Source organism: Sphingomonas larreae, assembly GCF_051400595.1.
Classification (GTDB): domain Bacteria; phylum Pseudomonadota; class Alphaproteobacteria; order Sphingomonadales; family Sphingomonadaceae; genus Sphingomonas.
On record NZ_JBLFFI010000014.1, the window covers coordinates 1 to 23,785 of the forward strand.

Genomic DNA, 23,785 nt, shown 5'->3' on the forward strand with positions numbered 1-23,785 from the left:
GCTGCGGCGGAGCACTTCCAGTGAAGGACATCAATGCCGGAGCTGACGGTCTCCAACGTGACGGCCATGTCAGTACCCGCCGTGTCGACCAAGCCCGTACGCAGATGCGCCGATGAGGCGCTAAGAAGGTCTACTTCTGCCGTCCGTGGTCGGTGAAGGATACCTTTGCCGCATCTAACTCAATGGATTGAAGTGGTGAAACGTTACCAGCCCCAGCGTTCCGAGGGAAAGTCGCCACCACGGGAAACCTCGCAGAATCGCGACTGCAAGGGCCGATCGTGGGCGCTTAGCTTTCAGGAACAGCTCAACCTGACGAGTAGTAGGGTCTTGCATTGGCATAAGCGCCTATTCCGCCGGTGGCAGGCGGTAATTACCGCCGTCAGAGGAGGGGCGATTATCACCACCACCTTTGGGGTCACGACGAAACGCCCAGACGAGAGCAGCCGTTGCCGTAATGACGGTCGCAATCCCACCGCACATCACACCGAAAGCTGTCGCATCGAAGGCGATTTGAATCATCCGGCTACCTTCGTGCTACCGGTGCGCATCGGGCGGTCAAACCGCTCCGCTTCTGCGTCGTCCTTAATCTGCTGAAAGCCGGCAATGTGCTGTTCGATCAATGCTCGACGCTTCTTGTAAGCAAGACGTCGACCGGGCGTATCAGCCTCAACGCGCAACCGTAGCACGCTGCGCAAGGCCGGCGTGCGGCGATGCACCGTCAACGGGATCACCACATCGAACGGCCGCGAGTCCATCATGTAATCTCGGTCGATCATAAGAGCGCGACAGGTGTCGAAGGCGAGCCTCGTCAGTCGCGCCTCATCATCACCGGTGTCATAATTGTAGAGCACCGCCGGATCGACAGGGATCACCGGCTCGGCGTCCAGCTCCTCACCATCGAATACCCACGGCTCGTACCAAATTGCACCGATTTTCTTGAGCAGTTCAAGCTGGTTCCAGCCTTTCCAGGAGCCTTTCTTCTTTGCCGACCCACCATCGCCCCAGTAGGGTTCGAGCCAGGCGCCTGCAGCATGTTTCGTGTGCCCAACCCGAAGTGCCCAAATTGCATGTGCGCCCGCCTCACTGATTTTTTTGGCAGACGCTTCTCCATCGGCCATGTCTTGGCGCAAATGTTCGATTGATATGCCGAAGGTCGGGTCGAGTTCGATCAGGCCGTATAGGTCGATGAGCATCCGCAAGGCGTACTCGTCACCAGTTTCCCGCAATCGGCGCAGGATCGGCGTTTCACCATCCAAGCCGGTAATAAGTTGGATCGGGAGAAAAATTGCATCGTCTTCCAGCGACGTTGCCGGCAGCTCATATTGCGGGGACATACGTGAGGATGCTGCTGAGCGCTTGATGAGTCCCGCGGCTATCAGTTCCTCGATCGCTCGCTTTGCTCGCGGCTTCCCAAGGCCGGTGTGGTCCTCAATCGCCTTGGCGGACCATTTGGTCAGGCGATGGTCACTGCCGGTGCCGGCGAGCAGGACCAGGTAAGCGATGATGATGCTCATACGATTGGACGTCGGGACTGCGAGCAGCTCCGCCCACGAATTACGCGACAGCACCAGGAAATTGCTTCCCCGACCTTTGCCCCGCGTAACCTTTTGGCCCTCTGCATCTTCCACCGGCGCACGTCCCGATCGTTCCACATCCGGGCCATAGCACCTCGCATACCACCCATCAAGGGTATCAAGGAAAACAAGGTCATCAATTCTTTCCAGGCGATCTAGGAACAACCGACCATATCCAGGAAATCAATTCATTCTGGCGCCGATCCGCACGCCTGGGCGCCGGAATGCATGGGATGCCAGGGTGAGGAAAGGCCGTGGTTTCGCACCGTGCCGCCATTTAGATGGGGAGGAGCCCCCTACGCTCCAGTGCGAGGTGTATGCAGTGCCAATGACAGCCAATGAGATCGTCACCGCTAGTATCGCCGGCGGATCCCTGTTCGTATCGATAATCAGTGCAATCATTGCTTGGCAGCAAGCGAAGGTCGTGCGCCGTAAAATTGGAATGGTCACCGACCCGACCCGCATGACTGAGATATTACCAGTTTGGTATGTCGAGCGAATGGCGCAGGACCAATGGGGGTTTGGCTTGCTACTCGCCTCCGGGGAGATCCTCGCAATCAGCCGCATCCTTGGCGTGTCAGACGATCAGAAATGGATGGAGGTTGATTTACTTGATCGGCAATCTGGGCCGCTTGATGTCAGCGGCATGCCAGTTTTGTATGCGCCTCATTCGAACAGGACCCGTAGCTCTGTTCGAGTTGATCAAGTCCAAGCTGCATTCGAGCTGTGGGATAGCTGAGAGTAAATATATTATACTCAGCAGGGAAAGCTAGATATGTATGCTTCCGCTGGCTGTGTATCATGGGCATGATTACATGCTAGCGATAGAGCAGAACAAATTTGACAGCCTATGTTGCCTGCCGTAAACAGAAAACGGCCCGCAATCCGAGGATGGCGGGCCGTTCCCTGATAGAGCAGCAAAGCTGCGGATACCTCTCCCCGTCGCGCCGGCCAGCGTGACGGGGCTGTCTCTGCGTTCGCAGCTCGGAGCCAGGGAGGACTGGCTTCGGCGCTCTAAAATGGTCCCTAGCGCGGGGATGTCAGTCCGTCAACCGGAATTGTCAAGTAAAACGCAATTATCTTGGGCAATTTCTAGGCATGATATCTAAAAACCACTTTTTTGATGAACGATAGCCAACATCAACGTGGAGATGATACAAGCGATTTAAAGCGTCTGCTTATTCGGAAAAGCGGTAACTCGTGCCCAAACATGTAGGATGGCATCTACATCGGATACTGAACTATGTGGGATACAGTAAGCGGTGGCAGAACGATCATCGGAAGAGCGCCGTAACGATACCGGCAACGATACCGGCAACGATACCGAAGGTGCAAACCGGGATAACGTTAGTACTGGAACTAACTTCCGCCCCAAACTGCGACCAGCGAGGAACGCGACGTACATCGCTGGTGGTTGCAACGCGTTGCACCCGGCGTGCCTAGCATTCCGATAAAAAGGGGTGAAGGGGTGTCAGAACCGAACGGTTTTGACACCGGCCCCTTCCCCCAGCTTTTCCGCGGGTTTGCAGGTGTCACAACCCTGTGTCAGAATACACGCATGGAAATTGGCTATGCGCGCGTGTCCCGCGGTGACACCCAAGACCTTGCTCCACAGCTTCATGCGTTGACCAATGCGGGGTGCGAGCCAATCTATCAGGAGGAGGCGTCGGGCGGTCAGGTTGATCGCCGCGAGCTGGCGCGTGCGATCGGTGCGCTGACACCCGGCGACGTGCTGGTGGTGTGGAAGCTCGACCGATTGTCCCGCTCGCTGCGAGACCTTCTGTTCACGCTGGAGGCGATTACCGCAGCCGGTGCCGGTTTCCGGTCGCTAACTGAAGCTATTGACACCACCACCGCGCCAGGCAGGCTGATGACGCAGATGCTGGGTGCGTTCGCCGAGTTCGAGCGCGCGATGATCCGCGAGCGGACCATGAGCGGGCTAGCGCACGCGCGCAGCACAGGGCGACACCTTGGACGCCGGCCGAGCCTGACGGGCCAGCAGCGCGCCGAGATCATCGCTAAGGCAGAAGCCGGGCAAGGCTCCCCTGCCCAGCTGGCCAGCCTGTTTCGTGTATCTCGCTCGACAGTGCAGCGGGTGCTGCGAGAGCATCGGGAACACCAAGACTCAGTTTGATCAAAATGGCCAATGCTGAGTCAAGGTTGCACGTTCTGGCTAGCGTTTACTACGATGTGAGGAGGTGCGTACTGCTTGATGGTCCTGACCTGTGCCGGTTTCTGCCTTTCGACGTTAAGCGCACGCAGGATGGCTAGTTCCCGTTCCAAATCGCCAATTTTCTTATTGATGCCGTCAGCGTTAATATCATCAACACGTTTTGAGAGCTGGTCGTACTTAACTGGAATCTGACGGTACTCAGACCATGTGCTGAATCCAATAGGAGCAAATATGGCCGCTATAGAAACAAGAAGGGCCACAATGCCGATTGTGACTGCTATTTTTGGAAGGCCAAGTATCTCCTTAGCTATTTCCGAAGACAGCGAATCCATGTCCAAAAATGTGCGAGCAAACAGTGCTGACCTTTCCGTGGTGGAGCGCAGGTAGGCGTCTCTAGGTTGCCCGGACGCCGGTGCACCTGATGCCCGATGCCTATTAAATACGACGCGGAAAAACGGGTCGCCTTTTGAGATAGGAAAAGGTGTTTTGCTTAAATTGACGAGGGCTGTTGAAAGAGAGCCAGTCCACGAAGGATCGACGACTCCGACATTAAGAGCCAATACTCCCTTATGCGTCCAGGTTGTTCTTAAAGTAGCGAGGCCTGTCACTTTATCCGGCAGTGCAAACGTCTCCCTCGATACCACCCAAGCGACCCCCCGCGGTGGGATAACATAGCTGTTATCGCTCAGTATCTTACCACCGATTACGATGTCCCCAACGGTTGCATCGTAGGAGGTGGGGCGCCAACCGTCCGGCACATCGTTGGAAACAATGTTTAGGCCACGAATCTGTGCCTGTGTAAGCAGCATCGGCAAACCCCCCTTGTACGGAACACCATAGTGCGCTTTTCGTCCCTTACAGAAGCCGATCGCTTCTACCTTGCGGAGGCCTTCGCAGAGAGGCTCCACACCGATGATCCAAAGGCGAAAACCGTGCCTCAGTCCGCAGTTGGGGCTGTAATCGCCAACGCCAGTGGCGAACTAGCGCGGTCCTCGAACGTCGTTCCGCCAAGGTTAAAGGTTGAAATGGAAGCCGTGAACCAAGAGGTGGCCACCGAGGACCGTTATCACGTCATAGAACATGCTGAGCGGGCCGCCCTATTCAAGGCTTATTTGGCCGGAGTAAACCTTGAAGGAGCAACTCTGTATTGCACTAGATTTCCATGCAGTGATTGTGCACGAGCCATTGCGTGGTCTCCTATTCGCAGAGTTGTACTTCCAAACGGGTTTGCTGGTGAAAAGAGGTGGCTGGAGGCTCAACGGGCGGCACTCAGAATATTGAGAGGTTCTGGCATAAAGGTACGATACCTTCCGGCTGGAGATCAGGAGCTGTCGTAGGCAGGGCAGGGCTATTAGGGCAAGAGTTGGTGTTGGGGGGCAGCCATTTGGCGCACTCTCCGCCCCCTCCCTTCCCCGCAGCGGTATCGAAGCCTTGTGCATGGAGCGCAGCTAAGTCGCAGCCGATGACAGGCTTGACGGCCTTACGGGATGGGATCGCGTTTTGTTCTTGCTTGGGGGGAAGATAAGCGTCATTGTGGCACAAACCTTCCCAGAGGTGCCGCTTGCCGTCCGTATCCGAGTTTTCCCGTCTTCGCACCAGCGCCGGCATCAGCGTAGATGCCCTTGCCGACTTGGCGGGATTTTCCCGCAGCACGGTATATCGGTGGGAGCGCGGGCTGACGCGGCCGCGCCGGGCGGCCGTGAAGCTGCTCGACACGATGATCCGCGACAGTCGAGCGGCAAAGCCGCAGACGAAGTCGCTGGGCAAAGCCTTCCGTTTCATTGACCTTTTCGCCGGTATCGGCGGCCTGCGCCGCGGTTTCGATGAGTATGGCGAATGCGTCTTTACCAGTGAGTGGGACAAATATTCGCAGGCCACCTATCTCGCCAACTACGAGTGCGAGCATGAGGTCGCCGGCGACATAACCAAGGTGTCGGTGGAGAGCATCCCGGCACACGACCTGCTGCTGGCTGGCTTCCCGTGCCAGCCTTTCTCGATCGCCGGGGTGTCGAAGAAGAACGCGCTCAACCGGCCGCACGGCTTCGCCGACGAGACGCAGGGTACGCTGTTTTTCAACGTGGCGAAGATTATCCAGCACCACCGCCCGCGGGCGTTCCTGCTGGAGAACGTCAAGAATCTGGTCAACCACGACAAGGGCCGGACGTTCGAGGTTATCCACCGCACGCTGGCAGCCGAGCTGGGCTATCAGGTCCATTGGAGGGTCATCAACTCCAAGGCGTTCGTGCCCCAGCAACGCGAGCGCATCTTCATCGTCGGCTTCCGCGATCCGAACGATTTCACCTTCGCGGACCTCGTGCTGCCCGACATGCTCAACGGGCCAAAACTCGGCACCATCCTACATCCCGAGGACGGCACCGAGGAGCTGGATTTCCCTTACACCCGCGGCAACATCGCTTCGGTGTCGGAGAAGTACACGTTGACCGATCACCTGTGGCGTTACCTCCAGGAATATGCCGACAAGCACAAGGCGGCGGGCAACGGCTTCGGGTTCGGGCTGGTCGGGCCGAACGACGTCGCCCGCACCCTGTCGGCACGGTATTACAAAGACGGATCGGAAATCCTTGTCGAGCAGAAGGGAAAGAATCCCCGCCGGCTGACGCCGCGCGAGTGTGCCCGGCTGATGGGGTTCGATGAACCCGATGGCCGCGACTTCATCATTCCCGTGTCCGATACGCAGGCCTATCGCCAGTTCGGCAACGCCGTCGTGGTGCCGGTAGTGAAGGCGGTCGCCGAGCATATGCTGCCGTGGCTTGTCGATCGCGCCGAGATCGCACCGGAACGGCTCCAGCGGAAGCTGGCGCTTGCCGGGTGATATAGTCGATGCGGCGACGCGCAGCCGCATGATGGCCGGGATCAGGGGGAAGGACACCAAACCCGAGCTGGTGGTACGGCGCGGCCTCCATGCCCTTGGTTTCCGGTTCCGGCTCCACGATCGCGCCCTGCCCGGCAAGCCCGACATGGTGTTGTCACGGTGGCGCGCGGTCATCTTCATTCACGGCTGCTTCTGGCACGCGCACGACTGCCCGTTGTTTCGCTGGCCCGGCACGCGTCAGGATTTCTGGCGGCAAAAGATTGGCCGTAACCAGGAGCGTGACGCCGAGGTGGAGGCTGCGCTTGACCATGGCGGATGGCGCGTGCTGAAAATCTGGGAATGCTCGATGAAAGGCCCCGGCCGGATCGGGGCGGATGCCGTCGTGCCACTCGCGGCCGACTGGCTCCGCTCCGATCGGAAAGAGGGAGAGATCAGGGGAACGCTGCGTGCCGGTGGGTGATCTTGTCGAGTGGCTGGACGAATATGGCGGCCTAGGCTTCGTCTGGTACGTGAAACGCCTGTCGGGCAACGACACACTGGCGAACGAGAGCCACCAGGCCGGCCCCTACATCCCTCGCGAGGTGCTGTTCGGCTTCTTTCCCGCGCTCAATCAGCCGGCGGTCAAGAACCCCGACGTGTGGTTCGACCTCTACGTCGACTCCCACCCCGACCATCAGCGGGTCCGGGCGGTCTGGTACAACAACAAGCTGCACGACAACCCGAAGGGCGGCCGCAACGAGACGCGGCTGACCAACTTCGGCGGGCAGGCGTCGGCGCTGCTCGATCCCGAAAGCACCGGCGCGCTCACCATCTTCGCGTTCAACAGGGCCGAGCCGCCCGAGGTGGCCGATTGTCACGTCTGGGTCTGCCGGCACGAGACCGAAGAGGATCTGGTCGAGGATCGCGTCGGGCCGGTCGAGCCCGGGAAATGGCTACTGTGGCCGCCGGCCCAGGGCGGGCTGCTGGGCCTGTTGCAGGCGCCACCCGTTCGGGCGAGCTGCTGGCTGGCCGCCGATGAAATCCCGCCGGCATGGCGGACGAAGTTCCCGACCGGCGTCGATATCATCCGCAAGGCTGTCGAGCTGCGCGCTGATGCCGGCCTCGATCCTGACAAGCGGCTGATGCGTCGTCGCGATTGCGAGTTCGAGATATTCCGGAGCGTCGAGCAGGCGATCGAGCTGCCGCACATCCAAGCCGGGTTTGCTACGGTGGATGCCTTCATTGCCCGCGCCCAGACCGTCCTCCAGCGCCGCAAGGCGAGGTCCGGCCGATCGCTGGAGCTGCATACCCGGGCAATATTCATGGAGGAGCGCCTGATCGAGGGCACGCACTTCGCCCATCAGCCGGAATCCGAACCCGGCAAGCGACCCGACTTCCTGTTCCCCTCCGTTGCCGCCTATCGCGACGCAGATTTCCCTGCCGACCGGCTACGGATGCTGGCGGTGAAGACGACGTGCAAGGACCGCTGGCGGCAAATCCTCAACGAGGCCGATCGCATCCCTGCCAAGCACCTGCTGACCTTGCAGGAAGGCGTATCCGAGCCGCAGTTCCGCGAGATGACCAATGCGGGCGTGCAGCTCGTGGTGCCTGCTGGCATTGCCGATACATTTCCCAAGGACGTTCGCCCGCACCTTCAGACGCTGGAGAGCTTCATCGGCGATGTACGGTTGCTGCCGATCGGGGGCTGACGTGACGCGCCTCAATCATGATCGTCCTCAGCTCCGCTGGATGGACAATCTTCAGCGGGAGCTGGGCCACTTGCCGGCCGATGTCCCCGAACGCGCCATCGCCCACGACTGGCCCCAATTTCTTCGTCCGGTTGCAGCAAGTCCATCGGCCTTGCGGGCGCTGTATGGCCTCATTGAAGCCTTGGACGAATGGTTCGCGGGTACGGGGCAGATTTCTCTTACCGAGCCGCCGCCGCATGTCTCGACAGCTTTCGACGTATTCGCCCGCAGCAGGGTCCACCACCCCTATGACCCGCGTTTTTCCGGGCTGGACTGGCTCGAAGCGGGCGATGGCGAGCCCCCCGCGCGAGGAGACTTTCGCCATGCTTTGGTGACTTTACTGAATGTATTGGCCCGCCGCGACTCACGGCTCAGGCGCGGATCGTGATCTCGATAGCGGTTTCGGGCACATTGAACGTTGCTGCCAAGCCCGCCTTCGCCGCGGCGATCGTCAGGCTGGCAGGCGCATGGTCCCCGGCCCAATCCACCGCAAAATCCTCAACCTTTTTGAAGTCGAGCGCCTTGAAGTCACGCACCTTGCCGTCATCGTCCGTGTAGTCGCTGTCCTTCCAATAGGCTACCGGGTTGCGCGCGCCTCCCCACTCCTCCTCCCAAGTCACAAGTGCGTAGTGGCTGATGAGTATCTTGTAGCGGCCCGCCGTCTCGGTGGAGGCCACCACGTCGGACACCTTGCCGACGAGAAATGCGGACCCGTGCGGTTCCGGGCCTTCAGGCTGATCGTTGGCATTGCGGCATACCACCAGATAATCGCACCTTGAGGCGCGTACCCGATCCAAGGCCCAGGATTGCGACCCCCCGTCCGCCAAAATTGTCTCAACCGACTTCGACGTGAATACCGCTACAATGTCGCTCATGGATACCTCCCTGTTAGTATCGTCATATATGCGATATAAACGGCAAAGTATCAACATAGTTCCCACGATGTATAGGTAGGAGGCCGGCGTGTCGGTGTCGGCTGGCTGTGGCCCTTCGCCCTGCGAGTGACGACCGCTCGCAGAGTTGGGCAGGTTCACCTTGGAAGTCGCCGGCGTGGGTGTGATGCGACGCCGATAGAGGCAGGAGAGCGCCGTCGTCGTCCTGCCGAGCAATGCCTTAACGCCGTTGGCGCGGCTCGCTATCGTGCGACGTGCTTTGTCTTCATCCTCATTGCCCGGCGGCCCCAAACCCGCTGAGCTGGCAGCAGTTGGTCGATTATCCTGCCCTCGGCTTGCAGGCCGGGACCAAGGCTGCGGCAGCGGCGTGGCTGAACGCGCACTTCTCCAGTGGCCCCACAATGCCGGCAAGTCCGGTGCTGAGCCTGCTATCTCCGTGGCAGGCGCAGCAGATACCTATGCCCAAGGCAGCGTTTGACCGGCTTCTCAGGGTGTGTCCCTGCCTCTACAACCAGATCAAGATACCCTCGTCCGCAAGGGCCATTGTTCACTTCTGCGAGCTTACCCTCGGCACGCCTATTACGTCAGCAAATGTGCATGACGCCTTCCTCATACAGCATCCGCATAAGGGGCCAGGCTTTAATCCGGGTCCGGCCATGCCGTGCGGAGCTGGCGGGGCGATCATGGAATCGCTTTGCAGCGAGGTTCTGACCAGCGCCGGCATTCCTGCCATGTTCACCGACGCTACGGGATGGCCGATATGGAAAATGCCGGGCCATGTTCTCATGAACAGCGGCAAGATGGCATCCTTGCAGGCGCTGGGCGATATTCTGATACCCTGTGCCCCGACCAACTTGGTTATATCGATCAAAAGCGAGGTCGCGCGCGAGCGGCTGTTGTATTCCGCCAATTCGATCGAAGGCGTCGGTTTCGGCTTCTTCAAGGAACCGGAGGAGTTCTGGACTAGCTCGAGGATGAGCCTCTACAAGCGTATGGGCTTTTCGGCGATCTATATGCCCGACGCGACCCACGCGGCAGTAATGAACCGCGTTTTGGCAGCGGGCAATGCGCGTCACGCCGTCAACATCAACGGAACGGACCTGTACCGACCACTTTCGGTCTTTGGCGACGATATGAAACGGGTCGTTGGACGATCCAGTGCCCTGCTCTGACGCCAACGGGATAGGCGACTAGCCGGCCGGCGCGGATAACGCCCGGTAGAGGGTAGCATGATGGTATTTGAGCGGCTTGGCTGCTTCCCGGACAGAGGTTCCCTCCCCTATCAGGCGTTCTCCCAAGCAGATCAGCTTATGCATAAGCGCCCAGCGAGAAAAAAGATCGTTAATTCGCCCGAGCGATATATGGTCAGCATAATCGCAAAAAAGGGGGAGAACCTCATTCGAGAGCAGCCGACTTAACGATCTCAGCGAGAGAACAATGTTGACCTAATTAATACTATCCCCAAAGAGATTTCGCCTTGCAGCAGCGCCCTCGCCTCCCGAAGCGGAGGTTACCTAGCTGACGCAGCTTACGTAACTGGATAGTAAAAAATCGACAATTACGCGATCAATAGGACGGCACATTTACGTTTAAATACCGTCTGTGGCAATTGGCCTAGCCTTGCAAATCCAAAGCGACGCTATACACTGATCATAATGTAAAAATCAGACATGAGAGCGAGTCGTCTCCGGTAACTCGGGCCTCGGCACGCGCGTTTGGCAAATAGCTGACCTCGAAGCGTTATGGATGTCGTGCATTCTCTCAGGCGATGGCGCCGCTCGGCTGGAGCCGAGGGGTATCGGCACTGGACAGCGCATTCTCGCTGCTACGCAAATCCCGTTTTTAGCTACCAGATTATACACGCATCTTAAGATCTTCGACGACATCAAACTCGGGAGGCTGGAGATGGGAAGGAAGAATGAGCGGATTGTCAGCCATGCCTTGAACGACATTCTCGCCGAGGCGCGCCTCGTGGTGGCGATACCCGGTGACGTGCAAATCAGGATCGACGTTCATGTGTGCCTACTCGACGCGATGGCGGACCAGTTTGGTATACCCCGCGAAAAGATTTTGGCGGAGACCGTTCCCAGCGTGGACCCAATCGCAGCCTCACCGGTCGGTTGGGGCATGTGCCTGACAAGATACGAGCGTTACCTGCACGATCTGCGTGCGCTCTATTTGGGCTTTGACAGCGAGGAGCGATATGCTGAAGACACGCTTGAATTGCCTTTCTCGAAGATAAAGGTCTATCTTTACGAAAAGTTGATCGAGCAGCTTGGTGCGGTGCTCGGGTGATGCGGCGCAGCATTGCAGTCGCGCTTCTGCTGAGCGCCTTTCCGGTCACTGTCAGAGCCGAAACCCTGACCGAGGCGAACCGAGCCCAGCTCTGCTCCCGCATCTACTCCGGTAAGGCCGCGGTCAATCTAGATGCACTCGCCTTGCTGATCGTCACCAAGGCCGGCGCGACGATGCTCCTTGACGGCGCCAACTCTGGGGGTGCCCGGGACGGCGCAATCCAACTCGTGTCAACGAGCGCTTCCTTAAGTGAGCCGGTCTACGCCGTGGTCAACGCCGGGCGCAGCTCGCCTGCAACCGCTAATCGGCCGTTTGGGCCTAATGTTGACCTGAGTGCGAACGAGGCCGCCGCGATCGCAAGCGCCGCCATCACCGAGGAACTCGCCGAATTGGCGTCACTCATGGTCACCAATGTTCATGTTTCGGGTTCGGTCACCTATCGTTTGATGCGCCCCCTAACAGTAGGTTCGCGCCTCGCCCGAGCGGAGGCCGCTAATCCGTTGTCGCTTTTTGCGGGCGCCGGACTCGTAATAACTTGCGAGACCGAGTCTGTGACGATCGCAGAGGGCAGTACTACCGAACCCCTCAAGCCGGCCCCCACGCCCTCATCCAGCAGCATCGCGCTCCGACCCGTGCTACGCGGCTCGGTAAAGGATCTCGCCATCGCATCAGACGATCTCAAGGACGCTGAGGCAGCGACCATCGCCTATTCGGAAGACCGGATCGTCCGGACCACGACGTTCGAACTCGATGCCGTCGCAGGTCTGCGGATTGGGCCTAAAAGCGGTGCGTTTGAGCTAATCCCCTACCTGTCGTACGAACGCAAAGCGATCACCGGTGAGGAGGGCGACATTGAGACGCTGTCACCCGGCCTACTTGCTGGGTGGCATTATCGCACACCCGAATTTGGGTTTGACGCGCGAATGGAAGGCAGCTTCATCGACGACATGGAGCAAGGCTCGCATCAGGGTAAAATCAGGCTCTATGTCGATCCCGCAATCTGGCTGGGCCGTGACATCGGCACGCTTTTCGGCGGCAATTTGCAGATTTTTAGTCCGCTCCTGCTCCGGCCCAAGCTGACTCTCATTGCAGATGCTTCGAAGGTATGGCGTGCCGGTGCGAGTGAAGAGCTTGCTGAGGCCGAAAACTATTGGGGCTTTGGGGGCGATCTTAGCCTGCGCGCGCGCCTCAATGTGGGAAGTCCGATCTCGAATTTCGTGATTACGGGCGGGGTCCGGCATCTCGAGCTGCGAGGCGGCATCGGACTGCGCCATGCGCGCCGATGGTACGGCTCGCTTGAATTCGCACCGGACACCTTCCCGTACTTGGGACTTGCCCTCGAATTCAACGATGGCCGTAACGACGATACCTTCCAGCGGGAGGATACTTACGGCCTTGCTCTGCGGCTTCGATACTAGATGACGTGATTGGGCGCGAACGGTCTGTCACGAAATCAGACGCTGCTCACAGGAGGCGACCGCTGGCTTTTCATTTACCGCCCTCAATTGAGAACAACGCCGAACTCAGCCCTCAGTCGCTTAGTAGCTTAGTAGCTTAGTAGCTTAGTAGCTTAGCAGCTTAGTAGCTGGCGTGGATGCTTGCGGTGCCGGACCGGCCTGAGCATGCCACCGAGCGGCGACGTTGTTCGATGACAGGGAAAGTGCGGGCACTGCCCCTCCCTTCCAGCAACGGCAATCAGGCGGGCTGTGGCTCGCTACGCTGCGCTCTCAACACCCCCGCGTAGATTCCACCGCCCCCTCGCCTCCGCTATCGGCCACGAGGCAGGACCCACGGTGAGGCGCCTTCCAAGGAAAATCTTGGATCAGGATATTCGCGACAGCTAGCTGAACTGGATGCCGATCGGCATGGTCCCGCTGTTCGAGGCGCTGAACCACGCGCAAATGGCTGCAGACAGCGGGTGCGGCGCCTTGCCCGGTTTTGTCATGGGCGATGCATCACGATGCGCTCGATAGGTAGCAACCTCGACACCGGTGCTAAGCGACTAACCATCTTTACGACTAAGCGGCTAAGCGGCATTAGTCGATTGGCCGCTTAGTAGGAGTAGCAGGCATGCAGGTATGGGCCGTGATCGCGCAGAAGGGAGGGCAGTCCAAGACGACTCTCTCCACCGGCTTCGCCGTCGAGGCGGCACGCGAGGGAGCATCCGTCGTGATCCTCGATGCCGACGATCGGCAGGGGTCGGCGCTCTACTGGTCGGAGCGTCGCGATATGGATGACGTAATGGTGAAGGACAGCAGCGTTGCCGGCCTCCCACTCCACGTCTCGCGCGGTCGCGGCAGCGGCAAGGTCGACCTCATCATCATCGACACGCCGGCGAACTCCAAGGATATCGCGATGCTCGCGGCCGAGCAGGCGGACTTCGTTATTATTCCAGTCGCCCCGCGCGGGCTCGACATTCATTCGGTGTTGCAGACCGTCAAGCAGGTGCAGCAGGCGGGCACGCCGTTCGCGGTCATCTTGACCCAGGTGCCGCACCAAGGCGGGGAGGGGCAGGAGGCTCATGCCGGCTTCGCGGCAAAGGGTGTGACGCTGTTCGACAGCCGGCTCCACTTCCGCAAAGACTATTATAAGGCGACCCCGCTTGGGCGGACAGCGGTTGAGACGGAGCCGGACAGCAAGGCGGCAGCCGAGTTGCGAAGCGCCTTTGAAGAGGCTAAGCGACTAAGCGGCTTTACGACTAAGCAAGTAAGCAAGGTGGCATGATGGCGAAAAAGCCTTCCGCGCTGGCCGGCATCTTCGATGACCAGCCCGAAGAGGCAGCACCGGCAACCGTCGTCGAGCCTGCCCCCATACCGAAGCAGCCGGCGGTCTCGCTTCGATCGCGGCGCGACGTAGACACGCCAACATCGGCAGCGCCGGCCCGGCGCAGCAGTCATCCCGGCAAGAAGGCGGTGCTGATCCATATCCCCGAGGACATGCACCGCGCATTGCGCCAACTCAGCGTCGAGGAGGGCGGAGAACCGCTCACCGTCATCACCGAGCGCCTTCTCCGCCAGTACTTGGTCAAGCGGGGGCATACCAGGTTCGCACCATGAGCAAGCGGCGCGATCCTAACCCCGAGTTTGATCTGTTCATCCCAGCGCTGGGTGACCTGCCGCTCCGCGACCAGCGTGAGGTCATGGAGCGGCCATTCTTCTCGCTCCAGAAACGCAAACGGCTGAAACCGATCGAGTATAAAAGCCCAGATGGCGAAGCGTGGGTGCGCGTCCAAGCAATTCCCGATTATGGCATGGCGACGATTTGGGACGCCGATATTTTGATCTGGGCGGCATCCACGCTCAACCGCATGAAGCAGCAGGGATTGAATGACCTGCCCCGCACGCTGACGACGACGCCTTACGACCTGTTGCGGGCGATCAAGCGTAGCACCGGCGGTCGGGACTATCAGGAGCTACAGGCCGCGTTGCTCCGGCTCCAGACCACATCCATCACAACCTCGATTCGAGCGACGAAGCGCCGTCAGAAGGCTGGCTTCAACTGGCTGGATAGCTGGACGTTCGACACCGACGCCGACACCGAACAGCCGCGGGGCATGACGCTGACTCTCTCCGATTGGGTTTACGAGGGCATCGTCAACGAGAAGTCGCTGCTGACCATGCACCCCGACTATTTCCTTCTGTCCGGGGGACTGGAGCGGGCGTTGTATCGCATCGCGCGCAAGCATGTCGGTTCGCAGCAAGGTGGGTGGCTGTGCCGGGTCGAGGTGTTGCGTGACAAGACCGGCAGCGACGCTCAACCTAAGGAGTTCAACCGGATGCTCCGCCGCGTCATTGAGGCCGATCAGCTTCCTGATTACGCGATGGAACTGGCGGAGACGGCCGACAGAAGTCCTGCGGTGCAGTTCAGACGCCGCGGCGAGACCGAGGCGCTGGTCTTAGCAGAGAAGATGCGGGCGGAGGAGGAGAGGCGCGCCCGCTTTGACGCCGATCGCCGGCGCACCGAAGAGGTGGATGCCCGAATGGACCGGCTCGCCGGCCGGCGCTGACTATCGGGGTTTCACCCACCGCCGGTCCGACTATCGGGGTTTCACCCACCCATCGAAGTTGACGAACGGACGCCGGCGTGCTGCCCCGAACGGCGAACTGCCGCCCCATCATTGGATAATCGGTACGAACTCTCGCTTTTGGGGCACGTCGGACTCGGGGTTTCGCCCACCACTACTTCGGGGTTTCACCCACCGCGCTATCGGGGTTTCACCCACCGAATCACGGGGTTTCACCCACCGGCCACTGAGGCAAGCCTTTGAAAAAAAAGCATAATCTCCGGTTTTCAGGCTGCTTAACCTTTTTAACGATTCCTATTTAACAGAATCACTTAACCCCACCCCACGATCGAACGACACAAAAAGGAGACGCGGAATTGCCCCTTTGGGGCAATACGCCTCTGTTACGTGCCGGCTATCACCGCCACAAAGGCGGCCTCACGGCCGCAGGCTTCCGAAGGAAGCCAAGCCGATCCGGCAGTGTGTACCTGTCAGCGTCGCGCCCGCGGCAAGGCAGGCGGAAGAACGGGTCTACGAAGGGTAGGGCAACATTCGCTGCAAGCGGGTGGTAATGGTTCAAGGTTGCCCGAACCCGCGTGCGGGGCGTTACAAGCGGCCAAGTGTGGAGACGGACCAACGGAGGTGCAGATGAGCATTTTCGATCGGTTAGGGGAGTGGTTCTCCCGCATCGACTGGAGCGCGAGCGAAGGCGCCCACCACCACTCAGACGATCACACCCGGATCAACCCGGCGACCGGCTTGCCGATGATGGGAAACAACATCGGCGGCGTGGACGTGGGTGGCAGTCCGTTCGGCACGGACTCCCACCGCTGGCACGACGACCACGGCAGCCGTGCCTTCCACGAGAGCAGCAGTTCGACCGACTGGCACCACACGTCGGCCAGTAGCTACGACCCCAGCAGAGGCTGGTAGCGCCAGCAGCGCCATTCACGGCCGAGCCGGAAGCGCAGCATGGCGAGGCGGGTCCGCCAGGTCAGTCTGGGCAGCGGGCAGACATAAGTCGGCGTCATGCCCGCACGGCGACAGACCTCGAACGTCTCGCGCCGATGCTTTACCGTATCGATGTAGGTGACGACCTCGGCGATAGCCACCCGTGCCGCGTCGATCCCGGCATGGTCGGGGAGGGTGGGCAACCAGGCCCATATACCGAGCTGGTCGGCTTCCTTGAGGGTGAGCGAGAGCTGCCAGCGGACGTAGCGGTTCGGGTCCGCGTATTCGGCGCCGACCGCCTCGCGCATGGCGCAGCCCAGGGCGTTCGCACGCGCTGTTTCGTGCGGTAGCGGGAACGGCTTGGCGATGATTGCGCGGTACTCCTGCGCCCATGTTTCGTACTTTTCCGCTGCCTTCGGATCGTAGGATTCAAGCATCGTACTACCTCCCTGGTTTAACGGAGCCGGCGCCTTCCACCCTGGCGTCGGCGTTCGTGCCTTGCGTCCCCGATTGCGCTTGCCGCTGCGACAGCGACGCGGTTGAGGCGAACCGCAGGTTCACCGCCTGCCCGCTGATCCGGCCGTCGCCGAACCACACGCCCCCGGCCTTGGTCCAAGTCAGCCCGCGGGGATCGGCCACGAAGTCGCCAGCTGGTGTGTGCGTGAAGTGGATATTGCCCGAGCCGGTCAGGTCGGTGCTGAAATTGCCCCCGGTGACCTGGTTCGTGGCGTCGCCGAGCGCGGCCTTGAGCGTATCGGCGGGGATCGACTGGAACGCGGCGAGCACCCGCCGGCGGGCGGCATCGGGATCGGCGAGGCGCGACGTGCCCAGCTCCTTGTCGATGAGCCCGAACACCGTGTTGGTGTAGATGGCCGAGATCGCCAGCATCTCCATGTAGCGGACGTGCAGCTCCTCGTCGTAGTCGGAGCGCGGCCGGTTCCGGCGGAAGAACGGCGTGTCCAGCTCCGGCGGCAGCGCCATGGGCCGCATGGCGTTCACCTCCCAGCCTTTGCGAGGCTGCATGGCGACGACGATCGGGCCGGCATAGATCATGTGCGCGGCATCGAGCGGCGTGACCCTGGCGAGTTCCGCCGGCGGAATAGCCGCCACGTCCTTGCGCGTCGGCTCGATCAATCCGTCGATCGCGTGATCGAAGCGCGGGATCTCGTCTCCCTGCCGCTGCATCGCCAACTTGGGCACGGCGTCGAGGTCCACGTGGCGGGTGTTCGTGTCGCTCAGGAATGCATCGGCCATAATGCCCACTGCCGGCATCTCATAGGTCTTGCCGGTCTCGATCCCGAGGCTTCTGACCTTCTCCCACAAACCGGACAGGCCGGAGCTGGACCCAGCGCCCTTCGATCCCGAGCCGGACACCGACGCACCGACCGGGTTGCACCCCGACAGCGCCAGCCCGAACAGGGCAGGGACAAGTACGCAGCGCATCACTTCGCTTCCTCCACCATAAGGCTTTGCAGCTCCGCCCGCTCGCGTTCGAGATCGGCGCTGGACCCGGTGAGCTTCGCTTCCAGATCGGATGCGCGCTTGCGAAGGCGCATCAGTTCGGCGGTAGTTTCGGCGTCGCACGCGGCGTGGGGTTGTCCCGTTGCGGTCGACCAGGCGGACGCGAACCCGGCGTCGAAGGCGGCGCGATCGGCACGGACGACGGCGGTGTCGCGCTCGACCCGCACATCGACATGCTGCTGCCACGACACCGCCAGCCACGTCAGCACGGCCGCCACGGGAGCCGCCATCAGCGCACCCGAGGCAAAGCCGCTCAACGCCACGACTGGACCCGCGGAAGGCAGGCAGAAGGAAGAAGCAGGCGAGGCTTTGCCTCGCTCAGTTTAGTCCACACCCTACGCACGCGTGCAGCCCCCAAAGCGTAGTCGATGCGAATACGCATCGCGGATAAGAGGATGGCACCACACCAAAACGGGTGCGTCAACGCTACACTTGGTCCAAAAAGACGGTATTCTCCCGCGCATACGGTGGGGACTTGCCAATGGCGCGTGTGATGCTGACCGCCCGTGTAACGGATACCCAGGCGGCGTTGCTGAAAAGCTACGCCGCGGACGTGGGATTGCCGCTCTATCAGGCGACCGTTCGCGCGCTGGAACTCGGCATTGCAGCGCTTGTCGGGGGCAGGGGCGCGGAGCCGGCGAGGCACGAACAGGCCCCGCCGGCAGGCATATCGACCGGGGAGGTGGAGGCGCTGCGAGAGGCGGTGGACAGGCTCACCGTCCGTGCCGAGCTTGCCGACCGACTGATACAGCGGTCCCTCTACGCCGCCGGGGCGGCCTACGCCGCGGCGCTGGCGGGACCGGGGCAGAGTGACAAGCACAAGGCGCAGGTCACGCGCGACGCGCAGGTGATATTCGACCGGCAGCTCGCCAAAGCACGGGAAGGTTGAGCGTGGCGAGCTGGCTCAAGATTTACGGACGGGTGCGGCCATGACCGGGGCAGACCAGGGCCGTGGCTAGTCGCTCCGAAATCCTCTCCCGCGGCCAGGCAAGCAGGAACCGGCATTGGGCGGGGGTCAACGCGCGTGCCCAGGTGGCGGCGATCCTGTTCCTCATCTGCGCTGGTGTCGGCGCGCTGGCGGGCTGGAAGACCGCGCCGGACCTCACCCGGCAAGGCGCGGCGCTCTACATGAAGACGCAAGGTGCCGAGCTGCTGCACCCGTTCGACCGCAATCTCCACACCTACGAAGCGGGAATGCGCGTCGCCATCCGCGACCAGATACTGGACCCGGACAGCCCGGCTACCCGCGGCTTCAAGCGGCTGCTGTGGCGCATGGGGTTCTTGGCCGTGTTGTGCGGCGTCGCGATCGGCGTGCCGCTCTACCGCTGGCGCAGGCGCAAATGGGCGGAGGAAGGCGAGCGCGCCGGCCGCGACCGTACCGTTCGGGGAGCCGAGTGCGTGGAGGCGGGGCAGCTCGCGCGCATGGTGGAGATCGCGCCGGCCGAGCGGCCGGTGACGATCGGGGGCGTTCCCGTTCCCGAGGGCGAGGAGGCCCGGCATTTCCTGTTCGCCGGCGCGACCGGCACCGGCAAGACGACCGCGATATGGGCGTTGCTCGATCAGGTGGAGCGACGTGGCCAGCACGCGTTCGTGCACGACGTGGATGGTGGCTATGTTGCACGCTACTATCGGCCCGAGCGCGGCGACCTCATCCTCAATCCGTTCGACGCGCGCTGCGCTTATTGGAATCCGTTCAGCGACGTGCGGTCGGCGTCCGACGCCGATCGTCTCGCGAGCTTCATCGTCGCCAAGCCGGGCGGCTCAGGCGGTGCCGGTGACGATGTGTGGTACGACCAGGCGCGCATCGTGGTCGCGGCCATTATCCGGCGCCTGTGGGAGCAGGGCAGGGGCAATGTCCCCGAGCTGACACGCGCGCTTCGCGACATGACGCCGGACGAGCTGGCGGAGCTGACGCGCGGTACCGAGGCGGCACGTGTGTTCCAGAAGGACGCCGAGAAGGCGACCGCGAGCGTGCTGTTCTGCCTGGCCGAAGCCGCCAAGATCGTCGGCACCATGAAGGCTGCGCCTGGCGACGGGCCGAGCGTCAGTTTCGATGACTTCTACGCCGCGCTGCCCGGCATCGAGGGCGCGAAGCCGTGGATATTCCTGGCCTCGCGCAAGCGCAATTTCGCCGCGGCGAGGCCGCTGCTCGGCTGCTGGCTGGATTGCGCCGTGGCGGCGATCCTCGACCGGCCCATCAAGGGCGCGCCGCGCGCATGGCTGGTGCTGGACGAGCTGCCGGCACTCCCCCGTGCGGCCGGGCTGCTCACCCTGCTCCCCGAGGGGCGTAAGTTCGGCGCGGCATGCGTCATCGCTTTCCAGGCGATCGGCCAGCTCCGCAGCACCTACGGCCAGCACGAGGCCGGCACGATCGTGGGGCAGGCCGGGACCCAGCTCGTCATGCGGCTTGGCGACCCGGAGAGCACGAAATGGGCGACCGAGCTGCTGGGCCGGTCGGAGGTGGAGGAGCACCGATCGTCGGCCTCGCTCGACAGCGACGCATGGACCGACAAGGGATCGCTATCGACCATGCGGCAGACCAAGGCGATCGTGCTCGACAGCGAGATCGGCCATCTGCCCGCCCTGACCGGCTTCCTTCGCCTGTCCGGCCTCCCGATCGCGCGCGTGACGATCGGGCGGGCGCACATGGAGCGCGCCGACATAGCGGAGGCGACCGTGCCCATCGCGCCGCGACCGGCGCCGGAGTTGAGGCCGATCGTCGACGCGGGACAAGACCGGACGGCGGGCGGGGCGCTGTAGGTGGTCGCAAGCGTCGCCTCGCTCAAAAGCGCCGCGCAGGCCGCGAGCTACTATGAGGCGGACGACTATTACTCCGAAGGCGGCGAGGCCCCGAGCGCGTGGGTAGGCGAGGGCGCGAAGGCGTTGGGGCTGGACGGCGAGGTAGACCGCGCGACCTTCGCGCGCGGGCTTGAGGGCGAACTGCCGGGCGGCGACCGGCTCGGCACCATCCGGAACGGCGAACGCGAGCACCGGCCGGGATGGGACATGACCTTTTCCGCGCCCAAGTCGGTGTCGATCATGGCCGAGGTCGCCGGCGACCGACGCCTGATCGCGGCACACGACAAGGCGGTGAGGGTCGCGCTCGACTATATCGAGCGCCACGGCGCGGCGACGCGGGCGAGGACCGGGGGTCAGATCCGCACCGTCGAAACCGGCAATTTCGCCATCGCGACGTTCCGCCACAACACCAGCCGCGCGCAGGACCCGCAGCTTCACACCCACAGCGTCATCCTGAATGCGACACAGGACAAGGCGGGCGCGTGGCGCAGTGTCGAAAGCCTGTCGTTCTTCCGCATCTACAAGGACGCCGGCAGCGTCTACCGCCAGGCGCTGGCAGGCGAGGCGCGCCAGCTCGGCTACGGCATCGTGGAGGGCAAGGGCGGCACGTTCGAGCTGGCCGGGGTGCCCGAGGCCGCGATCCGCGAGTTCAGCGCACGCGGCAACAAGGTGGAGGAGGCGCTTGCCGCGCGCGGGAAGACCCGCGCCGACGCGACCGCGGCCGAGAAGGCGACCATTACGCTGGCTACCCGCGAGGCGAAGGAGCACATCGCGCGGGAAGCGCTGGTGCCGACGTGGCGTACCCAGGCTGAGGCCGCAGGGTTCGGTGAGAAGGAGCGGCGCGAGCTGGTCGCGCAGGCCGAGCGTCAGGCCACCCCGGACCGCGTGGTCGGGCTGGCGGAGCAGGGGCAGCGCCAGGCCGCCGCGACGCTGGCGGTGGGAGCCGCGGCGCGGCACCTGTCCGAGCGGGATGCAGTGTTCTCCGCCGCAGCCCTGGAGGCGCGCGCCGTCGAGCAGGCGGGTGGCCGGGCGAGCGTGGCCGAGGTCGCGATCGCCGTCGCCCGTGCTGAAGCGACGGGCGAGCTGGAGCCACGTGAGCGGGGTGGCGGAGCCAAGGGGTTCACCACTCGCGAAGCCGTGTCGACGGAGCGCCGGATGCTCGCGATCGAGGACGCCGGGCGGGACCGGGCGCTGGCGCCGATGGATCGCCAGGAGGCCGCCCGTGCTGTGACCACTGCTGCGTTCTTCGCCGAGGCGCAGGGGCATCGCTGGACGGAAGGGCAGCGTGAGGCCGCGGCCGGACTGTTGACCGGCACCGATCGCGTGACGGGCGTGCAGGGCTATGCCGGTACCGCCAAGACGACCACCGTGCTCGCCACCTATGCCGAAGGAATGCGGGCGGCGGGCTACCAGGTCCGCGCGTTCGCACCCACCGCGCAGGCCGCGGCGCTGTTGGGCGACGCGATCGGGTCGGAAGGATCGACGGTTGCGAAGGCGGTGCTCGGCGGCGAGACGCTGGTGGTGGAGGCGAGCCGCGGCCGTGAGGCGTGGATCGTCGATGAGGCGTCGATGGTGGGCGCGCGCGACATGGCGAAGGTGCTCAGCCTTGCCGAGCGGTCGGGCGCGCGGGTCGTGCTGGTGGGCGACGTGAAGCAGCTCGGCAGCGTGGAAGCGGGACGGGCGTTCGGGCAGTTGCAGGACGCCGGGATGAGGACGTTCGCGCTCGATCGGATCGTGCGTCAGGAGAACGAGCTTACCCGCGAGGCGGTGCAGGCGACCATCGCGGGCGACGGCCGGCGCGCTCTGGAGGCGCTGGACCGGGGCGGGGGGAAGGTGATGGAAATCGCCGATGCTGGTGACCGGCGCGCGGCGATGGCGCGCGATTTCGCCCAGCTCACGCCGCACGAGCGCAACCGTACCCTCGTCATGGACACCACCCGCGACGGGCGCGAGCTGTTGACGCAGGCGATCCGCGCCGAGCTTCGCCGCGACGGCACGATCGGTGACACCCACGTGAGCGCGGCAACGCTGGAAAGCCGCGGCTTCACTCGCGAGGAGGCTCGGCACGCGCGGAGCTACGAGGCCGGCGACGTCGTGACGTTCCGCCGTGCCTATGAGCGCCAGGGTATCGAGAAGGGCGGGGCCTACCGGGTCGCCAAGGTGGACGCCGCGGCGAACCGCATCGAGCTGCGTGATCGCGAGGGTCGCGCGATCGACTGGAAACTGGACAAATGGGGCCGAGGCCAGGCGGAGGCGTTCGCGGAAGTGCAACGGGAGTTCGCGGCCGGCGACCGGGTGCAGTTCACCCGTAACGATCGCGAGGCGGGGCGGATCAACGGCGCGACCGCGACCGTGAAGGCGATTGATACCGAAGGCCGGACCATGACCGTAACCGACGCGCGCGGCCGCGAGCACGCCCTGCAGCTCGACCGCACCGGCGATCGGCATGTCCGGCATGGCTGGGTCGGTACGGTGCACGGCAGCCAGGGCGCGACTGCCGACCGGTCGATGACGCACCTTGAGAGCTTCCGCGCCAACACGGTGGATGCGAAGACTGCCTATGTTGCGGTCAGCCGCGCGAGAAAGGGGGCGGCGCTCTACACCGACAGCCGCGACGGACTGGCCAACGCGATCGAGATGAGGAACGGGGAACGCGCGATGGCGCTTTCGGACGAGCGCGCCGCGCCCGCGATCGAGCGCCACGCCGGGAAGGTGACATCCGCCAAAGGCAACAAGGGGACGGGGCTGGGATGATGGACTGGTTCAGCGGTCGGCTTTAGCGACGCCGTGGACGGTTTCGGCGAAGCGTCGGACCGCTAGCTTTCTCGACACGGCCCTCGCGCGCATGCCGGAGCGCGCTGTTGAAAGGATGAGGAAGGAAGTGGACGATCCCCATCAGTTGGATTGCCGACCTACTAGAGGCCAAAGCGCATGAGAGGGCTGCGGCGGAGCACTTCCAGTGAAGGACATCAATGCCGGAGCTGACGGTCTCCAACGTGACGGCCATGTCAGTACC

23 protein-coding genes are annotated in these 23,785 nt (G+C 62.6%); 17 read left to right on the forward strand and 6 right to left on the reverse strand.

The genetic code is table 11. The features are described 5' to 3' along the window. Positions 1 to 515: 515 nt before the first annotated feature. Positions 516 to 1,514 carry a hypothetical protein gene (locus tag ACMGDM_RS20375; RefSeq protein ID WP_436805973.1) on the reverse strand — a complete coding sequence of 333 codons (999 nt, stop codon included), beginning with the start codon at positions 1,512 to 1,514 and terminating at the stop codon, positions 516 to 518. Positions 1,515 to 1,902: 388 nt separating this feature from the next. On the opposite strand from ACMGDM_RS20375, the gene ACMGDM_RS20380 reads away from it, so the two are divergent. Next, entirely contained in the window at positions 1,903 to 2,313 is a 411-nt protein-coding gene (locus ACMGDM_RS20380; RefSeq protein WP_436805974.1) for a hypothetical protein, read from the forward strand. A gap of 819 nt (positions 2,314 to 3,132) precedes the next feature. Beyond that, on the forward strand, positions 3,133 to 3,708 hold the full coding sequence (locus ACMGDM_RS20385; RefSeq protein WP_436805975.1) for a recombinase family protein: 576 nt from the start codon (positions 3,133 to 3,135) through the stop codon (positions 3,706 to 3,708). Positions 3,709 to 3,728: 20 nt separating this feature from the next. Here ACMGDM_RS20385 and ACMGDM_RS20390 read toward each other — a convergent pair whose 3' ends face one another. Continuing rightward, positions 3,729 to 4,556 carry a dCTP deaminase domain-containing protein gene (locus ACMGDM_RS20390; RefSeq protein WP_436805976.1) on the reverse strand — a complete coding sequence of 276 codons (828 nt, stop codon included), beginning with the start codon at positions 4,554 to 4,556 and terminating at the stop codon, positions 3,729 to 3,731. 30 nt (positions 4,557 to 4,586) lie between these two features. Between ACMGDM_RS20390 and ACMGDM_RS20395 the strand changes: the two genes are divergently transcribed. The 5 genes from ACMGDM_RS20395 (at position 4,587) to ACMGDM_RS20415 (ending at position 8,695) form a co-directional block, all read left to right on the forward strand. Next, a complete protein-coding gene (locus ACMGDM_RS20395) occupies positions 4,587 to 5,084 on the forward strand; it encodes a deaminase (RefSeq protein WP_436805977.1) in 498 nt (165 codons plus the stop codon). A 224-nt stretch (positions 5,085 to 5,308) separates the two neighbouring features. Continuing rightward, complete coding sequence (gene dcm, locus ACMGDM_RS20400) at positions 5,309 to 6,580, forward strand: DNA (cytosine-5-)-methyltransferase (RefSeq protein WP_436805978.1); 1,272 nt, start codon at positions 5,309 to 5,311, stop codon at positions 6,578 to 6,580. Then, complete coding sequence (locus tag ACMGDM_RS20405; protein WP_436805979.1) at positions 6,570 to 7,040, forward strand: very short patch repair endonuclease; 471 nt, start codon at positions 6,570 to 6,572, stop codon at positions 7,038 to 7,040. The genes dcm and ACMGDM_RS20405 overlap by 11 nt, the downstream gene beginning before the upstream one ends. After that, positions 7,027 to 8,268 carry a type II restriction endonuclease gene (locus ACMGDM_RS20410; RefSeq protein ID WP_436805980.1) on the forward strand — a complete coding sequence of 414 codons (1,242 nt, stop codon included), beginning with the start codon at positions 7,027 to 7,029 and terminating at the stop codon, positions 8,266 to 8,268. The genes ACMGDM_RS20405 and ACMGDM_RS20410 overlap by 14 nt, the downstream gene beginning before the upstream one ends. A 40-nt stretch (positions 8,269 to 8,308) precedes the next feature. Further along, positions 8,309 to 8,695: a hypothetical protein gene (locus ACMGDM_RS20415; RefSeq protein ID WP_436805981.1), complete on the forward strand. Its 387-nt coding sequence runs from the start codon at positions 8,309 to 8,311 to the stop codon at positions 8,693 to 8,695. On the opposite strand, the gene ACMGDM_RS20420 is transcribed toward ACMGDM_RS20415, so the two are convergent. Further along, positions 8,679 to 9,182 (reverse strand): hypothetical protein, encoded by a 504-nt coding sequence (locus tag ACMGDM_RS20420; protein ID WP_436805982.1) that lies wholly within the window; start codon positions 9,180 to 9,182, stop codon positions 8,679 to 8,681. The two genes, ACMGDM_RS20415 and ACMGDM_RS20420, sit on opposite strands and share 17 nt — an antisense overlap. A gap of 329 nt (positions 9,183 to 9,511) precedes the next feature. Between ACMGDM_RS20420 and ACMGDM_RS20425 the strand changes: the two genes are divergently transcribed. The 7 genes from ACMGDM_RS20425 (at position 9,512) to ACMGDM_RS20455 (ending at position 16,431) form a co-directional block, all read left to right on the forward strand. After that, positions 9,512 to 10,372: a hypothetical protein gene (locus ACMGDM_RS20425; RefSeq protein ID WP_436805983.1), complete on the forward strand. Its 861-nt coding sequence runs from the start codon at positions 9,512 to 9,514 to the stop codon at positions 10,370 to 10,372. A gap of 574 nt (positions 10,373 to 10,946) precedes the next feature. After that, positions 10,947 to 11,495, forward strand: coding sequence for a hypothetical protein (locus ACMGDM_RS20430; RefSeq protein WP_436805984.1), 549 nt, complete (start codon positions 10,947 to 10,949; stop codon positions 11,493 to 11,495). Beyond that, entirely contained in the window at positions 11,495 to 12,913 is a 1,419-nt protein-coding gene (locus tag ACMGDM_RS20435; RefSeq protein ID WP_436805985.1) for a hypothetical protein, read from the forward strand. Before ACMGDM_RS20430 ends, ACMGDM_RS20435 begins: the two co-directional genes overlap by 1 nt. Before the next feature lie 652 nt (positions 12,914 to 13,565). Further along, the gene (locus ACMGDM_RS20440; protein ID WP_436805986.1) at positions 13,566 to 14,219 is read left to right on the forward strand and encodes a nucleotide-binding protein; all 654 of its coding nucleotides are present in this window, start codon (positions 13,566 to 13,568) and stop codon (positions 14,217 to 14,219) included. Further along, positions 14,216 to 14,551: a hypothetical protein gene (locus tag ACMGDM_RS20445; protein WP_436805987.1), complete on the forward strand. Its 336-nt coding sequence runs from the start codon at positions 14,216 to 14,218 to the stop codon at positions 14,549 to 14,551. Before ACMGDM_RS20440 ends, ACMGDM_RS20445 begins: the two co-directional genes overlap by 4 nt. Then, the gene (locus tag ACMGDM_RS20450; protein WP_436805988.1) at positions 14,548 to 15,501 is read left to right on the forward strand and encodes a replication initiator protein A; all 954 of its coding nucleotides are present in this window, start codon (positions 14,548 to 14,550) and stop codon (positions 15,499 to 15,501) included. Before ACMGDM_RS20445 ends, ACMGDM_RS20450 begins: the two co-directional genes overlap by 4 nt. Positions 15,502 to 16,146: 645 nt before the next feature. Next, positions 16,147 to 16,431, forward strand: coding sequence for a hypothetical protein (locus ACMGDM_RS20455; RefSeq protein WP_436805989.1), 285 nt, complete (start codon positions 16,147 to 16,149; stop codon positions 16,429 to 16,431). Here the strand turns inward: ACMGDM_RS20455 and ACMGDM_RS20460 are convergent. From ACMGDM_RS20460 to ACMGDM_RS20470, 3 genes are read right to left on the reverse strand one after another with little or no spacing between them, the layout of a single operon-like run. Then, the gene (locus ACMGDM_RS20460) at positions 16,407 to 16,886 is read right to left on the reverse strand and encodes a hypothetical protein (protein WP_436805990.1); all 480 of its coding nucleotides are present in this window, start codon (positions 16,884 to 16,886) and stop codon (positions 16,407 to 16,409) included. The two genes, ACMGDM_RS20455 and ACMGDM_RS20460, sit on opposite strands and share 25 nt — an antisense overlap. Before the next feature lie 4 nt (positions 16,887 to 16,890). Continuing rightward, positions 16,891 to 17,892, reverse strand: coding sequence for a hypothetical protein (locus tag ACMGDM_RS20465; protein ID WP_436805991.1), 1,002 nt, complete (start codon positions 17,890 to 17,892; stop codon positions 16,891 to 16,893). After that, positions 17,892 to 18,227, reverse strand: a complete 336-nt coding sequence (locus tag ACMGDM_RS20470; protein ID WP_436805992.1) for a hypothetical protein — start codon at positions 18,225 to 18,227, stop codon at positions 17,892 to 17,894. Before ACMGDM_RS20470 ends, ACMGDM_RS20465 begins: the two co-directional genes overlap by 1 nt. Before the next feature lie 236 nt (positions 18,228 to 18,463). Between ACMGDM_RS20470 and ACMGDM_RS20475 the strand changes: the two genes are divergently transcribed. From ACMGDM_RS20475 to mobF, 3 genes are all read left to right on the forward strand, one after another. Further along, positions 18,464 to 18,859: a hypothetical protein gene (locus tag ACMGDM_RS20475; RefSeq protein ID WP_436805993.1), complete on the forward strand. Its 396-nt coding sequence runs from the start codon at positions 18,464 to 18,466 to the stop codon at positions 18,857 to 18,859. Between the two features lie 62 nt (positions 18,860 to 18,921). After that, positions 18,922 to 20,730 (forward strand): type IV secretion system DNA-binding domain-containing protein, encoded by a 1,809-nt coding sequence (locus tag ACMGDM_RS20480; protein ID WP_436805994.1) that lies wholly within the window; start codon positions 18,922 to 18,924, stop codon positions 20,728 to 20,730. Beyond that, the gene (gene mobF, locus ACMGDM_RS20485; RefSeq protein WP_436805995.1) at positions 20,731 to 23,523 is read left to right on the forward strand and encodes a MobF family relaxase; all 2,793 of its coding nucleotides are present in this window, start codon (positions 20,731 to 20,733) and stop codon (positions 23,521 to 23,523) included. It begins immediately after the preceding gene. Positions 23,524 to 23,785: the final 262 nt, after the last annotated feature.

Excerpts from the sequence above, each read along its gene's own strand:
- ACMGDM_RS20390 (WP_436805976.1), bottom strand. The coding sequence starts at position 4,556 with ATGCTGCTTACACAGGCACAGATTCGTGGCCTAAACATTGTTTCCAAC.
- ACMGDM_RS20450 (WP_436805988.1), top strand. The coding sequence starts at position 14,548 with ATGAGCAAGCGGCGCGATCCTAACCCCGAGTTTGATCTGTTCATCCCA.
- ACMGDM_RS20455 (WP_436805989.1), top strand. The coding sequence starts at position 16,147 with ATGAGCATTTTCGATCGGTTAGGGGAGTGGTTCTCCCGCATCGACTGG.
- ACMGDM_RS20465 (WP_436805991.1), bottom strand. The coding sequence starts at position 17,892 with ATGCGCTGCGTACTTGTCCCTGCCCTGTTCGGGCTGGCGCTGTCGGGG.
- ACMGDM_RS20445 (WP_436805987.1), top strand. The coding sequence starts at position 14,216 with ATGATGGCGAAAAAGCCTTCCGCGCTGGCCGGCATCTTCGATGACCAG.
- ACMGDM_RS20415 (WP_436805981.1), top strand. The coding sequence starts at position 8,309 with ATGGACAATCTTCAGCGGGAGCTGGGCCACTTGCCGGCCGATGTCCCC.
- ACMGDM_RS20380 (WP_436805974.1), top strand. The coding sequence starts at position 1,903 with ATGACAGCCAATGAGATCGTCACCGCTAGTATCGCCGGCGGATCCCTG.
- ACMGDM_RS20385 (WP_436805975.1), top strand. The coding sequence starts at position 3,133 with ATGGAAATTGGCTATGCGCGCGTGTCCCGCGGTGACACCCAAGACCTT.
- ACMGDM_RS20420 (WP_436805982.1), bottom strand. The coding sequence starts at position 9,182 with ATGAGCGACATTGTAGCGGTATTCACGTCGAAGTCGGTTGAGACAATT.
- ACMGDM_RS20430 (WP_436805984.1), top strand. The coding sequence starts at position 10,947 with ATGTCGTGCATTCTCTCAGGCGATGGCGCCGCTCGGCTGGAGCCGAGG.
- ACMGDM_RS20460 (WP_436805990.1), bottom strand. The coding sequence starts at position 16,886 with ATGCTTGAATCCTACGATCCGAAGGCAGCGGAAAAGTACGAAACATGG.
- ACMGDM_RS20435 (WP_436805985.1), top strand. The coding sequence starts at position 11,495 with ATGCGGCGCAGCATTGCAGTCGCGCTTCTGCTGAGCGCCTTTCCGGTC.
- ACMGDM_RS20440 (WP_436805986.1), top strand. The coding sequence starts at position 13,566 with ATGCAGGTATGGGCCGTGATCGCGCAGAAGGGAGGGCAGTCCAAGACG.
- ACMGDM_RS20475 (WP_436805993.1), top strand. The coding sequence starts at position 18,464 with ATGCTGACCGCCCGTGTAACGGATACCCAGGCGGCGTTGCTGAAAAGC.
- ACMGDM_RS20375 (WP_436805973.1), bottom strand. The coding sequence starts at position 1,514 with ATGAGCATCATCATCGCTTACCTGGTCCTGCTCGCCGGCACCGGCAGT.